Origin of the sequence: Spirosoma luteum DSM 19990 (assembly GCF_000374065.1) — a bacterium.
Lineage (GTDB): Bacteria > Bacteroidota > Bacteroidia > Cytophagales > Spirosomataceae > Spirosoma > Spirosoma luteum.
Genome location: NZ_KB893290.1, coordinates 121,009 through 136,130, shown reverse-complemented (window position 1 = coordinate 136,130; position 15,122 = coordinate 121,009). Strand labels below are relative to the sequence as shown.

Annotated in this window: 10 protein-coding genes; 5 read left to right on the top strand and 5 right to left on the bottom strand. The window is 53.5% G+C overall.

All coding sequences use genetic code 11. From position 1 onward, the window contains the following. The first annotated feature begins 23 nt into the window (after positions 1–23). The 4 genes from B156_RS0124015 to B156_RS0124000 all read left to right on the top strand — a co-directional run bounded on the left by B156_RS0124015 (position 24) and on the right by B156_RS0124000 (position 6,555). On the top strand, positions 24–3,134 hold the full coding sequence (locus B156_RS0124015) for a VPS10 domain-containing protein (protein ID WP_018622339.1): 3,111 nt from the start codon (positions 24–26) through the stop codon (positions 3,132–3,134). 286 nt (positions 3,135–3,420) lie between these two features. Next, positions 3,421–5,127 (top strand): IlvD/Edd family dehydratase, encoded by a 1,707-nt coding sequence (locus B156_RS0124010; protein WP_018622338.1) that lies wholly within the window; start codon positions 3,421–3,423, stop codon positions 5,125–5,127. A gap of 120 nt (positions 5,128–5,247) precedes the next feature. Further along, on the top strand, positions 5,248–5,670 hold the full coding sequence (gene tnpA / locus B156_RS0124005) for an IS200/IS605 family transposase (protein WP_018622337.1): 423 nt from the start codon (positions 5,248–5,250) through the stop codon (positions 5,668–5,670). 114 nt (positions 5,671–5,784) lie between these two features. Continuing rightward, entirely contained in the window at positions 5,785–6,555 is a 771-nt protein-coding gene (locus tag B156_RS0124000) for an SDR family NAD(P)-dependent oxidoreductase (protein WP_018622336.1), read from the top strand. A 32-nt stretch (positions 6,556–6,587) separates the two neighbouring features. On the opposite strand, the gene B156_RS0123995 is transcribed toward B156_RS0124000, so the two are convergent. From B156_RS0123995 to B156_RS0123975, 5 genes are all read right to left on the bottom strand, one after another. Continuing rightward, positions 6,588–7,208 carry a DJ-1/PfpI family protein gene (locus B156_RS0123995; RefSeq protein WP_018622335.1) on the bottom strand — a complete coding sequence of 207 codons (621 nt, stop codon included), beginning with the start codon at positions 7,206–7,208 and terminating at the stop codon, positions 6,588–6,590. 29 nt (positions 7,209–7,237) lie between these two features. Beyond that, positions 7,238–8,203: an EamA family transporter gene (locus tag B156_RS0123990; RefSeq protein ID WP_018622334.1), complete on the bottom strand. Its 966-nt coding sequence runs from the start codon at positions 8,201–8,203 to the stop codon at positions 7,238–7,240. A gap of 127 nt (positions 8,204–8,330) precedes the next feature. Next, positions 8,331–9,743: a leucine-rich repeat domain-containing protein gene (locus B156_RS0123985; RefSeq protein ID WP_018622333.1), complete on the bottom strand. Its 1,413-nt coding sequence runs from the start codon at positions 9,741–9,743 to the stop codon at positions 8,331–8,333. Positions 9,744–9,935: 192 nt separating this feature from the next. Continuing rightward, the gene (locus B156_RS0123980; RefSeq protein ID WP_026261020.1) at positions 9,936–12,032 is read right to left on the bottom strand and encodes a CehA/McbA family metallohydrolase domain-containing protein; all 2,097 of its coding nucleotides are present in this window, start codon (positions 12,030–12,032) and stop codon (positions 9,936–9,938) included. Positions 12,033–12,078: 46 nt separating this feature from the next. Then, a complete protein-coding gene (locus B156_RS0123975; protein WP_018622331.1) occupies positions 12,079–14,064 on the bottom strand; it encodes a glycoside hydrolase family 127 protein in 1,986 nt (661 codons plus the stop codon). 294 nt (positions 14,065–14,358) lie between these two features. Between B156_RS0123975 and B156_RS32295 the strand changes: the two genes are divergently transcribed. Continuing rightward, entirely contained in the window at positions 14,359–14,940 is a 582-nt protein-coding gene (locus B156_RS32295) for a hypothetical protein (protein WP_040586284.1), read from the top strand. Positions 14,941–15,122 lie beyond the last annotated feature (182 nt).

The following is a 15,122-nucleotide window of genomic DNA, read 5'->3' as shown; positions in this document are numbered from 1 at the left end:
TACTTTATCAACTACCCGTTCGTATGCTCAAACAACTCCTTATCTGCCTTACAGCCAGCCTGCTATTAATTCATGTTGCTCAAGCGCAGCAGCCCAAAGCCAGCGCATCGCTGATGTTTGACCCAGTCCTGTATGAGGGCATCAAATGGCGGGAGCTAGGGCCGTTCCGGGGTGGACGTTCCTGTACCGTTACGGGCGTAAAGGGCAAACCTAACCTGTATTATTTTGGCAGTGTAGGGAGCGGTGTCTGGCGGACGACCGATGCCGGGCAAACCTGGGGCAACATAACGGACAACTACTTTGGCGGCACCGTTGGGGCCGTGACCGTGGCCGAAAGTGACCCCAATGTGATTTACGTGGGAGAGGGGGAGCAAACCCTGCGCAACAACGTAGCCTCCGGCAATGGACTCTGGAAATCGACCGATGCCGGAACGACCTGGAAAAGCATTGGCCTGACGGATTCCAAACACATTGCCCGCATCCGGGTCCACCCCAAAAATCCGGACCTGGTCTACGTAGCGGCCATGGGTAATTTGTGGAAACCCAACAGCACGCGGGGTATTTTTCGCAGCACGGATGGTGGACAGACCTGGAAAAAGATTCTGTACATCAACGACCAGGCCGCAGCTGCCGACCTGATTCTCGATCCGAACAACCCACGTATCATGTACGCCAGCACCTGGAACATAAAGCGCAACGGCTACCGGATGGACAGCGGTGGCCCCGATTCCAAACTCTGGAAAAGTACCGACGGGGGGGACACCTGGGAGAACCTCTCCGATAAGCCGGGGATGCCTAAAGGAACCAACGGCATTATTGGCGTCACGCTGTCGCCCAAAAACTCCAGCCGCGTGTGGGCCATCATTGAAAACTCCGAAGCACCCGGCGTGTACCGCTCCGACGATGCCGGTAAAACGTGGAGCCGGATCAATCAGGACCGTGCCCTGCTCCAACGGGCCTGGTACTACTGCCGCATTTACGCCGACTCCCAAAACGAAGACCTGGTGTACGTGATGAACGTGAGCTACGGCGTATCCAAAGATGGCGGCAAAACCTTTGAGCTGAAAAACGCGCCCCACGGCGACCACCACGACCTCTGGATTGACCCCGATAACAACCAGCGCATGATCATTGGCGATGACGGGGGTGGGCAGGTGTCCAACGATGGCGGTAACAACTGGACCACCTACCACAACCAGCCAACGGCGCAGTTCTACCGGGTATCGACCGACAACAGTTTTCCGTACCGTATTTACGGGGCTCAGCAGGATAACACCAGCATCCGTATTCCGCACCGCACAACGGGCAGTGCCGTAACCGAAAAGGACTGGACGGCGCTGGCCATTGGCGAGAGTGCCCACCTGGCGCCCGACCCGCTACACCCCGAGGTGGTGTATGGTGGTGATTACAAAGGATACATGACCATGCAGGATCTGGCTACAGGGCAGGAACGATCGACCAACGTATACCCCGACCTGCCCGCCGGTTCCGGTGCCGACGTTATGAAATACCGCTTCAACTGGAACTACCCCGTCTTTTTTAGCCCGCACAACCCCAAAAAACTCTATGCCGGTTCCAACCACCTGCACGTCAGTTACAACGGGGGTGAAAGCTGGGACGTGATAAGCCCCGACCTGACGAGGGCCGATCCCGAAACCATCAAATCATCGGGTGGGCTGATTACGCAGGATAATACCGGAGCCGAATATTACGCCAATGTTTTTGCCGCTGCCGAATCGCCCTACACGGAAGGCGAAATATGGACCGGCTCCGACGATGGGCTGGTACAACTGACTACCGACGCCGGAAAAACCTGGAAAAACGTTACCCCTTCCCTGTCGCCAAAGTTCAACATGATCAATGCGGTGGAGGTGAATCCGTTCGTGAAAGGTGGGGCGTACATTGCCGCTACGGCCTACAAATTTGGCGACTACACGCCTTATATCTACAGAACGCTTGACTATGGAAAAACCTGGACCGTAGCCACCAAAGGTATCCCCGCTGATGAATTCGTGCGGGTTGTTCGGGCCGACCCGAAGCGAAAAGGGCTGCTGTACGCCGGTACCGAAAAAGGCGTTTGGGTTTCGTTTGATGATGGGGAGCGCTGGTCGAAACTACAGCTTAACCTGCCCCCGGTGCCCATCCATGACCTGGCCGTAAAAAATGACAACCTGATTGCCGCTACCCACGGGCGCAGTTTCTGGCTGATTGACGACCTCACTCCCCTGCATCAGCTCAATAAGGATCAGACAGTAAAGGACGTTGTGCTGTATAAGCCTATGCCGTCCTACCGTATGGCGGGGAGCAGCAAACGGGAGGCCTCACTGGAAGGCGAAAACCACCCCAACGGTGTGCTGATCCATTATTTTGTAAAGAATATCGATGGGAAATCAGATGTCCGGCTCGATATTCTGGAGAGCGATGGCGACACCATCCGGTCGTTCAGCAACAAAGCGAAGGAGAAAGCCAATCAGCTGACCGTGAAAGCCGGTGGCGCCCGTTTTGTGTGGGACATGCGCTACCCCGGCTACAAAACATTTCCGGGCATGGTGTTTTACGGTTCTCCCAACATGGGACCCAAAGCCGTACCCGGTATCTACAAGGTTCGGCTAACGGTGAACGGCCAGTCACAAACCCAGGACTTCGAGATACTGAAAGACCCGCGCCTGACGACTACCCCGGCCGATTTTCAGGCCCAGTTCGACTTCCTGATGAAAGTGCGGGACAAGGTAACACAGGCCAATGAGGGCATACTCAACATTCGAAAAATCAACGAGGACCTGAGTTACCTGAAAAAGAAAATGGAAGCCGACCCTAAAAATAAAGACGTCAACGAGGCCATCAAAACGTTTGAGGATGAGCTGAAAAGGCTTGAAAACACCATCCACCAAACTAAAAACAGCAGTGTTCAGGACCCACTCAATTATGGTATCAAGCTCAACAACCGGCTGGCTCACCTGATGTCGGAGCAGGCCCAGGGCGACTATCCACCCACCAAACAGGGGGAAGAGGTCCGGCAGCAACTCTCGAAACAGGTGGACGAACAACTGGGGAAACTCGCCGAAACTATCGGCACCAACCTGCAAAAAATCAACCAGATGGCGAAAGAAAAGGGCGTTATGTTCGTGAACTGACAAGCCCTTTTTAGTAGATCAGTGAAAATACAGTAGGGTATTTTGTCATGCTGAGGCACGAAGCATCTCTATGTAGTTTAGTTCTGACTGCTCTACATAGAGATGCTTCGTGCCTCAGCATGACAAAACCGGCTTTTCAAATAATCTAACCTTACTTTAGACGACCTATTTATGTCTGAATACATATAGGAAAAACCATCCGTTTTGGCGACTAAAACGAAGCTCTTAAAAGTATAACGGCCCATTCACCGGCTTTACTGATTACTGTTTATTGATACCTGAAAAGATGCCCCTACGCTCAAGAGACTGGTTTGGCCGCACCGGAAAAGACGGCTTTATTTACCGCGCCTGGATGAAAAATCAGGGTTTCCCGCACCATGAATTTGAAGGGAAACCCGTCATTGGCATTTGCAATACCTGGTCGGAGTTAACGCCCTGCAATGCCCACTTCCGCGAACTGGCCGAAGCCATCAAGCGGGGCGTCTGGGAAGCGGGCGGCTTTCCGCTGGAATTCCCGGTGATGTCGCTGGGGGAGTGCCAGATAAAACCCACCGCCATGCTGTTTCGTAATCTGGCCAGTATGGATGTGGAAGAAAGCATCCGGGGCAACTCCATCGACGGGGTTATTCTGATGTGCGGTTGCGACAAAACGACGCCTTCGCTCGTAATGGGGGCGTGTAGCGTCGACATCCCCACTATGGTGGTATCGGGTGGACCGATGCTGGCGGGCCGTTTCCAGGGTCGGCGCATTGGCACCAGTGACCTCTGGCGGTTTGCCGAATCCTTCAAAATGGGGGAGATGAGCCAGGCGGAGTTTATTGCCGCCGAAGCCAGTATGGCCCGCAGTCAGGGGCATTGCGCCGTAATGGGTACGGCCAGTACCATGGCGGCCATGGTCGAATCGCTGGGGCTGGCCTTGCCGGACAATGCCACCATACCAGCGGCCGATTCGCGCCGGAAAGTATTGGCCCACATGACCGGTGTTCGGATGGTCGAACTGGTTAAAGAAGATGTAAAACCCTCCCAGATATTGACGCGTCAGGCGTTCGAGAATGCTATCATGGTCAATGCCGCCCTGGGTGGTTCAACCAATTTTATCCTCCACCTGACGGCCATTGCCGGTCGCGTGGGCGTGGATTTGTCGCTGGACGATTTTGATACGTTGTCCGCTAAAATACCATTGTTGGCTAACCTCCAACCTTCGGGTGAGCATTTCGTGGAGGATCTGTTCTACGCCGGTGGTTTACCCGCCATCATCAATGAACTGCGTCAGTACCTGAACAACGATGCCCTGACAGTGAATGGCCGCTCAATTGGCGAAAACTGCGCTGAAGCCCAACGGTACGACAAAGCCGTAATTGCTTCAGTTGATGAACCGTTCAAACCTGAATCCGGTATCGCCGTTCTGCGGGGAAATCTGTGCCAGAACGGAGCCGTTATCAAGCCCTCGGCAGCTTCGCCCGAACTGATGCAGCATACCGGCCGGGCGGTGGTATTCGAGAACATCGACGACTACAAAACCCGCATCGACGACCCCGAGCTGGACGTCGATCCCACCTGCGTACTGGTCCTGAAAAACGTAGGGCCGAAGGGCTATCCCGGCATGCCCGAAGTAGGCAATATGCAGCTGCCCGCCAAGGTGCTGGCCCAGGGCGTACACGATATGGTGCGTATATCAGACGGGCGTATGAGCGGCACCGGTTTCGGCACGGTAGTCCTGCACATATCACCCGAATCGGCGATGGGGGGGAACCTCGCACTGGTACAAAACGGTGATCTAATCACCCTCGACGTTGACAACCGGAGCCTGCACCTGCACGTGTCCGATGAGGAACTGGCCGGGCGGCTGGTGCATTTCAAACCACTGGATTTAGGCTACGACCGCGGCTACGTGAACATGTATATCCGGCACGTAATGCAGGCCCACGAAGGCGCCGACTTCGATTTTCTCCGGGGTGGTTCAGGCAGTGAGGTCAAGCGTGATTCGCATTGATGGGTTGTCCCGTTTTTTTCCATCATCGCGTTTCGTTCCGCAAGCGGGGGAATTAATTCCCCCGCTTGCGGAACGAAACGCGATGATGATTGCCGAATCTTTACAATTAACTCATAGTCAATGGGGAATCACGTTGCCGTTTACGTTCATCTGATCTGGACAACGAAAAACCGGGAATCACTCTTGCACAAGAAGTTGCGGTATAATCTGTTCGATCATATCCGAACAAAAGCGGTGGATGATAACATCGACATCTGCATACTCAACGGTGTTGATGATCATGTACATTGCCTGGTAGCTCTCCGTTCGACGCAAACCATAGCGGGTACTGTTAAAGTAATAAAAGGGGAGTCGTCACGGTGGATAAACGAGGGGAAGTTAACTGACGGGCTGTTTGTCTGGCAGGAGGGATATGGTGCCATTTCGGTAAGTCCGGCCGACGTACCCCGTATTACCCGTTATATTTTCAACCAGGAGCAACATCACGCTGACCGTACAGTAGAGGAAGAATTACAGAAATTTGCCCTGTACGCCCAGGAATGATAAAAAATACAGGATTTTCATTTGTGTGTTCCGCAAGCGGGGGAATTAATTCCCCCGCTTGCGGAACGAAACGCGATTCTGATTTCCGAACTATAGACCATCACAAAAGATTGCATGAATAATTTCTCTCAGCAAACTGCCATCATCACCGGAGCCGGAACCGGTATTGGTTTTGCCATTGCAAAAGCATTAGTCCAGCAGGGTGCTAACGTGTTACTCAATGATTATGACGAGGCTCTGGCTCACAAAGCCGCTTTCGCTATTCAGCAGGAGGGAGAACGGACGGGCCAGTGCGAGGCATGTTTTGGTGATGCTTCCGATGTTCAGTTTATTCAGTTTATGGTCGATACGGCGGTGAACCGGTTTGGGTCAGTGGATATTGCTATTGCCAATGCCGGAATCACCATCTTCGGCGACATCTTCACAACGACGCCGGAATCGTTTCAGAAAATTGTGGACCTGAACCTGCGGGGAAGCTTTTTTCTGGCCCAGATGGCCGCCCGGCAAATGCGGGCCCAGCAGCGGGGTGGTAGTGTTCTGTTTATGTCGTCGGTGGTAGGGCATCAGGCACATCCGGGATTGCCCGTGTACAGCATGACCAAGGCAGGGCTGGAGATGCTGGCTAAACAACTGGTCATTGATTTTTCGCCCCTCGGCATTACCGTCAACGCCATTGCGCCCGGTGCTACATTAACCGAACGCACCCTGGATGATCCCACCTACATCCCCATCTGGTCGCGCATAACACCCATGGGCCGCCCGGCCACGGTGGAGGATATCACAAATGCTGCGCTCTTTTTAATTGCCCCTGCCTCAAGGCATATTACCGGCCAGAGTCTGGTGGTTGATGGAGGCTGGACGAGTATTAGCCCACCACCGGTTTAACCGGGAGAAGCCCATAGCTGGTGGGGGGATAGTTACTGCCAGTAATCGTACTGCATGTACCGGGCGGTTTCGTCGGCTACGTCCTTCCCCAGCAAGCGGCTTACCACGTACAGCGACATGTCGATACCGGCTGAAATACCCGCCGAGGTGACGATTTTTCCGTTGTCGATATACCGTTCTGCCGGACGTAGTTCCGTGTCTGGTGCTGCCTGACGCATCCCGTCGATGGCCATAAAGTGCGTGGTGGCGGCCAGCCCGTCGAGCAAACCGGCTTTGCCCAGTATGAACGAACCCGTACAAACCGATAGTACCAGTTCCGAACGTTCGGCCGACTGGCGTACCCAGTTCAACACAACGGGGTTGTTCATTTCCCGGCGCGAACCAAAGGGCGTCCCATCGGCCTGAAAGCCACCCCCGCCCGGCACAATGATGATGTCCGCTTTTGGGTGGTTGTCGAGCCGGTATGCAGGATTTACCGACAGGCCATTGCGGGCATTGACCGGCGTAGTTTCGGCTACGGTAAAGACGGCAAACGGCGGTTCGCTGAAACGGGTTTGATTTGGACTCCGGCCCGCTACGCCAAAGACCTCAAACGGCCCGGCAAAGTCGAGCACTTCAATCTCATCGAAAAGAAGAATGGCGACGTTTCTCATAATTTTAAAGAGCGAACCGAAATGAATAGCTATCGTACAGGCTTTTCACTCCGGTTCGGCGTTCCGATTCGTTCTTTACCCAGCGTAATCAGGACCACACCCACCAGTGCCACAGCCGCTCCCATGAACGACTGACTGGAGAAGACTTCACCGGCAAACATAGTACCCAGCATGACCGCCACTACGGGGTTCACAAACGCGTAGGTCGAGAGTAATTGGGGAGGAGCATTCCGGGCTAACCAGGAATAGGACGAAAACCCGATGATGCTCCCGAAAATAACCAGGTACAGCACCGCTCCGAGGGCTTTGGTCGGGGCGTAGACAATACTCCAGGGAACAACCGGTTCTACGGCCAGACTGACCAGCAACAGAATAAAACCGCCTACCAGCATCTGGATCCCGCTCGATAACATACCCGATGGCAAGGTTAGCCGGGGTGTGAGCAGGGTGCCGATAGCCCAGGAGAAATTCCCGAAAGCAATCAGGCCTGTACCAATCAGGTTGGCATGGATACCACCTGTACCGTGCAGTTTATCGGGTTTTATCAGGAAATAAATTCCAATCAGGCCTAGTACCAGACCCGCCAGAGCCAGGTTTGTTGGTCGTTGTTTGCCAAAGGAAACCCAGTTCAGCGACAGCAGAAACACGGGTAGCAGCCCACCCAGTAAAGCCGCCATGCCCGTTGGAATATATTGAATACCAACCGTTAAACAGCCGTTGGCAATAGTCAGTAACAGCACACCAATGATAGCCGCCGATTTCCACTGAACCCTGGTAGCGCGGGGCGTACCCGTTAGTCGGGCGTAGGTGTACAGTAGCGTACCCGCTATGATGTACCGGATCGAAGCCATATACAGGGGTGGCATCTGTTCGGTCATGAAGTGAATGAACAGATACGTTGAGCCCCAGAGAATATAAACAGAGAGCAGGGCCGCCCATAACGTAACACGATTGGGAACGGGCACAGTAGAAACGGGTGAAATAACGGCTTGCATACGGCTAACTGACAGACAGTTGAGGAACACAAAATTATTGTATTTTTCTCCGTTGCCGACTGTTTTTTTACCCGTTCTATGATTGATTATGAAAATTCTAAGCAGAATTTTATTTGGTTAGTTTTAGTCAATATGTCACCTGCGTTTTGTTTGCTTCAAGCTGCTTTATCATCGGCGCGTAGGGACTGCTCATGGCTTCCCGGCCAAAGAGCGGATTGCTGCCCAGGTACACCCGTTTCAGCCTCCTGATGGATAGCAGTACGGTCGGAAACTCCTGTAAGTTGTTGTTATTCAAGTCCAGTTCTTCCAGCGCGGGCAGTGAACTCAACACGGGTGGTACTACAGTCAACTCATTGTAACCCAGATCCAGCACGTGCAGATTGGCCAGTTTGCCGAATTGCTGCGGCAGGTTGTCCAGCTTGTTATGATGGACGAACAGCGTTCGTAACCGGCGTAGTTTGCTCATGGAGGCCGGTAATTCACGCAGATCATTATAGGCCAGTGCCAGTTGGTCGAGCCGCTTTAGGCGGTTTAGCTGCTTCGGAAGGGCGGTGAGGTGATTGTAGTACAAATCCAGCACTTTCAGGCGTTTTACTTGTCCGATTGATTTAGGGAGTCGGGGCAAGCCTGCTCCGTACAGATTCAGGTCCGTTAGCCGACGCAGGCCACGGAACGAGTTGTTACCGAGCTGGGTAAGGTTATTGTTGCCAAGCCATAAGCTCTCCAGCCGACGGTTTTGGCGTACCGTTTTTGGCACACGGGTCAGGGAGTTTTTCTGCATGTTGATAGATCTGACGGACTTGTTTCGTGAGAAAAACACGCTGTCGTCTACCAACCGGTTCGACATCAGATTCAGCCGCTGTAGCCTGGGTAGGGCCGTTAACTTAGCCGGTAAGGCGGTCAGGTAATTGGTACCCAGGTTGATTTCTTCGGCGTTTGTGAAACGGTATATTACGGGTGGTACCTGGTCCAGGTCCAGCCCGCCAAACTGAATAATTTTAACCGTATCGGGGCGGGTTGTACGGCTGGCTTCGGCCAAATCGCCTATAATACCTGCTCCCCGTGGCGCTTTTCGAGGTTCGGGTGTTGACACATAAAGATTGCTGCCAATACGAAAGGGGGTCCAGATGAGTGACGACCTGACCGGCAGCGGATACTCGGCAAGATAAGCAGAGAGTAAGGAAATAAATACGGTTTCGGTGCTGGCTGGAGGTCGTTGGCCGTTAACCATGTATTGGTACAGCAGCAGGTCCGCATGGCCATCGGCCCGGAAAAATCCCTGTACGTTGAGCATAAAGGGCGTAGCAGGCCGAAAATTGTTCTGTTTGAGAAATCGCCTGAAATCATTCCAGTAATCGGCAGTTAGCTTCTGGAAAACCACGTCGCGGGCAACGGCGTTTTCGCCCGGACCAACGACGGGGGCGTAAGCGCGGTAGAGCGTCTTATAATCCACCGAATCAGTCGCGGGGGACACCTTTACCTGTGCTAAACTCGGTATCATTATCAACCCAAACCATACGGAAAACAGGTGCTTTTTCATGGTATAACGTATATTCTAGGTAAATAACGAAATTTGTAGTTAAATAAGCAACTGGCCCCTGAAATCGTTTGTGCAAACTTGGGAAGCAGTACATGATAGTGTGGACACGGCGTTTTTCCGCAGCGCGACTTTAGGGTTGGTATCTGGCTGTAATCGGCTGGTGAAGCCGGATGCTGTAAAGCGATGGTGTGTTTACTCTTCCAGCCAAACCTGCTGGGTAAAAGCACCGTTCACGGCGGCATCCCAGACCTCTACCCGCACCCATTTTCGGCCTTTGAGGGTAGGTGTAAACCGGAACGTTTGTTTGCCAAACGGGAGGGTTTTAGTGAGGTCGATTCGTTCCCGGAAAACCTGTTGCCCGTCGCCCGATATGACTTCGGCAAAGGTCAGGGGGAAGGTCCAGTCAATAGTCATTGCGATGGTGGCCTTGCCATCCTTTGGGAGACGAGTAGTTTCACCGGCCCCTTTGCCATTCACCGTAAACGCTGGCAGCAACACTTCCCCCGTGGATACAAAAAACTTCCCCTGTTGCATAACGTCCAGCACGGGTTGCCACCCAGCCTTGTAATCCGGTAGTTTATCCAGTTGCAGGTAGTTGACGTTTAGGTGGGCGTACATTTCGTTGGCGGGTTCAATGCTGAAGAGGTCGGCCTCGGCGATAACGTGTTTTTTAAATCCCCAGTTAGCCATGTCGTCCATCAAATCCAGCACCCTTGCACTTAGGCGCGGTTTCGATAGATCGGCCGGAATGTTTTTCCAGGCAGCCCCGAAGAAATGATCGGATTTGTAAAATGCTTCGTCTTTGTAGGCATCCGGAAAACCCGTCGACCCTTTGGTACGGGCGTGGGCCGTCCAGGCCAGCCCATTTTCGGCTTCCAGCAGGTGCAGCATATCGGCTTTATCGGCAATGCGATATACCTTCCCATAGCGGGGATCATCCGTCACAAAAGGCATTTCGGGCTGGCGGGCCATAATCCAGTACACGGGCTTTGGGAAAAAACTGAGCCAGTGCCCGCCAAAAAACTCATTGGGTTCTTCACCGGGCAGCAGCAGAAAATTGGTGTCCGACCAGCGTTGACACATATCGTGAAGGGTTTTTAATTCCAGCAGTCGCTGATCGTCGGGACCTTTGGGGTGCGCCGTGTAATGAAACTCCGCCAGATGGACAATGTCGATACCCGTATTTTTGAGGACCTTAACGAACGTGGGTGTTTCCGGCACGGGCTTGTTGGCGAGCAGCACCTTCATGACAAACTCGTTATGAAAATGACTCGACATGGTTTTGTACCCCGCCAGTGTCGGGTATTTGTCATTGTGCGTAAACCGCTTGACGGCCTCCAGCGTGGGCGCGGCAACATCCGTACTGAGCAGGCAGAAGAAGTTCATCCGCTGCTGGGTTTTGGGCGGTGCATTCACCCAGGGTACCCAGCGGTTGTCGCCCATCAGGTCCTGTCGGATGCCAAGGCCAAAGTCCGGTATCAGGCTCCGGTAATTACGCCCATACCACGTAAAATCCAGGTTATAGGCTTCATCCAGTGGGTAGAAATATTGGTGTGGTGCCGGAAAAACAGCCAGGCTACCCGCTGTATTCGAGCCGATGATGGTCCGGTATTTTACGCCCTGTGCCCTGTTAAGCTGGCTTATATCGGCCGGAACGCTCTGCATCCGGTTCGTCGTATCGGCCCAGGCAATAGTTTCCCAGACGGGCGGTCGGCCGTTGCCGTCTTTACTAACCATACCGGCATCGTACAGGTAAGCGGTAGAGTCTGCCTCCGTTGCCATCACGGCTGCTACGTTGAACAGCGGGCTACCCTGATACACCGTTATTTCGAGTGCCCCACCAAACGTAGCGGCCTGTACGTCGCCCACCCGGATAATGGTGCGGGTTCCTTCGGTGCGTACGCTGGCCTTTCGTTTGTTCAGGGTGACAGCGTAGGATGAATGAGGCAGTTTGTTTGTCTTATCAAAAAAGATGTTCCAGCCATTCTGGGAGATTAAATCACGCTTTCCGAGGGTCACGACAAAGGCCGGGTAGATGGCCCGCGCAATTTCCTGAAACCTGCCCTGTCGGGTCAACTGCATACTGCTGAACAGAGGGGCATCGGGCCTGAGGTCGATTACCAGTTTCGCCTGCTGATTGGCGCCACCCGGCCAGCGTACGGTCAACTGATTATTCCGACTGACTACATCCGTACCACTCTGTTTCCGGTAAGCAACTAAATCAACCGGGCGTTGGGCATGCATCAGCGTACTGATGAGCAGGCTGACCACTAGACTAATTCGCTTCATGAAATTGGGCATGTAATAGCTCGCTGACTGATAATTAGTGGATGGTTCAGTCCGTGATGTTAATTTCTTTGATTCGACTGGGCAGCCAGACCTGCATGGGGCTTTTTCCGCGGTTGGCCCAGGTGTAGTAGGGGATTGCCGTGATGGTTTTTGGTCTTGTCTGCACCGATAAACCATCGGCCGCTGGCGCCACAACCGTGACGCGGGCCTGAATGGCTACTACGGATTCGTTCAGTACCTGATAAGGCTTCGTATCGAAGGTGGCGTTGGCGGGCACCATTATATTCCAGGCCCGCCCCTCATTATCGGCCCCTTCCACGCAGTACACCAGCGGGCCGCGTTGCAGGGCAATACGGTCTTGGTCGGCTTTAACATCCGGCCGGGCGGCTACCTGCCGAACGGGCATGGGTAATTTTACCTCGACAACATCGCCCTTTTGCCAGGTGCGGTCAAGGATGGCGTACCCTTTTTCGGTCTGGTAGGGGACGGATTTTCCGTTGAGTAATAATTCCGGTTTTGCTGCGTCCGCGTCGGTAAACCGGTACAGTCTGCCCGGTACGGGTACATTTCCTGCCCAGCCGGGAATGCGGATATGCAGGGCGTAGGCCACTTTTTTAGCGGGGTTGGCCGTAATTTTTACGTTGCCTTCCCAGGGGTAGTTCGTTTCCACCCGGAGCGGTACGGCCGTTTTGCCCATCGGGATGGTGGTATTACTGGCCACGAACAGGTTGACCCAGATGCCCTGCGCTGATTGCCCGTAGACATACTCCCCCAGCGAAGCAACCAGCCGGGCGATATTGGACGGACAGCAGGCCGTACCGAACCACTCGCTGCGGGCATTATTACCTACCGACGACAGCGGGTTGCCGTAGAAAAACCGGTCACCACTCAGGCTCAGTCCATCCAGGGCACCGTTGTACAGGCTCCGTTCCAGCACGTCGATGTATTTGCTTTCGCCGGTGAGCAGGTTCATGCGCTGATTCCAGAACACCATGCCTACCGACGCGCAGGTTTCGCAATAGGCCGATGCGTTGGGCAGGTCGAAATCGTCCGAAAATCCTTCGTTCTGCCCCGACGAACCAATGCCACCCGTGAGGTACATATTCCGGTGAACCACGTCTTCCCAAACGCTGGTCATGGCGCCGAGATAACCGGGGTCGTTGGTGGCGGCTGCTACGTCGGCGGCACCCGTGTACTGGTACATGGCCCGCACGGCGTGGCCGGTAATTTCTTTCTGGTCTTTTACCGGTACGTCGTCCTGGCAGTATTTAGGGTCTTTCCACTGGTCCCAGATTTTTCCCTTCCCGTAGCCATGCCCCCGCTGTTGCAGAAACCAGTCGGCCAGCTTCAGGTATCGGTCCTGTTTTGTCTGGTGATAGAGCCGCATCAGGGCCAGTTCAATTTCCTGGTGCCCGCTCACCCAGTGCCGGTTCGGAATCCGAAAGGTTGAGTCGATATGGTCGGCAAAGCGGATGGCTACGTCCAGCAGTTTCCGTTTGCCGGTGGTGTTGTAATAGGCTACGGCGGCTTCCATGAGGTGCCCGGCGCAGTAGTCCTCGTGCTTTTCCATGTCGGTCCAGCGTTTGTCGAGGCCCGTCAGGGTGTAGTAGGTGTTCAGGTAGCCGTCGGGCAGTTGGGCAGCCGCAATCCTATCAATCCAGGCGTCGGCTTTTTGCTCGATGGCGGCATCGGGATGGTTTTTGAGCGAATAGGCTATCGCTTCCAGGGCTTTGTACACATCGCTGTCGTCATAGTAAATCCCTTCGTGCGTGGTGTTATCCGTCGCTCCGGCTAGTTTCCGGGCTACTTTCTCGAAGTTGCGAATGCGGCCCGTTTTATCTTCGGTCTGCACAATGCAGGCGTTCAGCGTAGCCGTGGCTACCTTGTCCATTTTAGGCTTCCAAAACTGGTCGGTAATGGTTACCTGCGAAAACCGGACGGGTTCAAAGCGCTGAACCAGTAGCTGAGCCTGTGCGGGAAGCACGGCGGTGATAAACAGGGCAACAAAACAGCGTAATCGGGTGGTAGTCATAGGTGTACTGGTAGAAATTTTGTCCTGTCAGTACACCTTCCCGTATAACCCAACCGGAACGTATGCCGAAGAGGATGCGGGAAGACGATTAAGAACAGATTAGAAAATAGGGATGAAATAAAACGTTAACGGCAATTCCGGTATTTTTGGTTTTTAGTTGAGCTTGTTTCGACTCCTGATCACGGCGAAATTGAGGTTTTCCAGCAAGCATGGGGGTAGCCTGCCAAGCTGGTCAACCGTTTCTTGGTTATGGTCTTCGGCTCTCCATATCTTTTCTCAAGAACACCGGAACCAATGACTACTATTTTTACTAAATCCTTGTGCACGGCGCTGATAACCATCGCTATGCTTACTTCATGCAGCCGTCCGGTTGCTTATTTTCAGCGCGGACCCATTACCTTATCCACTCAATCCAACGCACAGATTGTGGTGCTGGCAACCCCTGATCAATACCCCGCCGAACCAATTCAGTCGCTTAGTCAAACGAGTGCCGTAACTGGTCAGCCTGAAGCTTACGTTCGGAAAGATACCAGATTATCGACCTCCAAAACCCTGAGCAAGCGGATGATTCGGACGGTACTAACCTCAACGGCTGGAATACGGAGTTCCGATGCGATTCGTGCTCCCTACAAAGTGAGCGGCATCGAGCGGCTATTGCTGAAGAAAATGAATAAAAAAATCAGCAAACAACTGGCCCCCAATCATCCCGAAAAAGCGTTGGTAAACAAAGGGAAGCTGTTTGGTAGTCTCGTTTTACTGATAGCCGGTCTGTTAATGCTGATTTTAGGTACTGGAACGCTTGCCTTCATTGGCCTGATTGTAGGGCTGGTTGGTGCTTTGGGCGTACTGGTGAGTGTACTTGGCATTGATTCCTAGCCAGGTTTACCTGTTGCCGCACCAAACGGAATGAGGTGCCGGAAGACTCAGGTTTCTGGTGCTTCGTCGGGCTAACGGGTTACTGCAAAATCCTGCAAGCTGTAAGTAGCCCTACCGTTCTGCTCGTTGTAAGTAGGAAGTTTTAGGGCATCACTTTGTTTTCGACGTGATTCATGGGGATT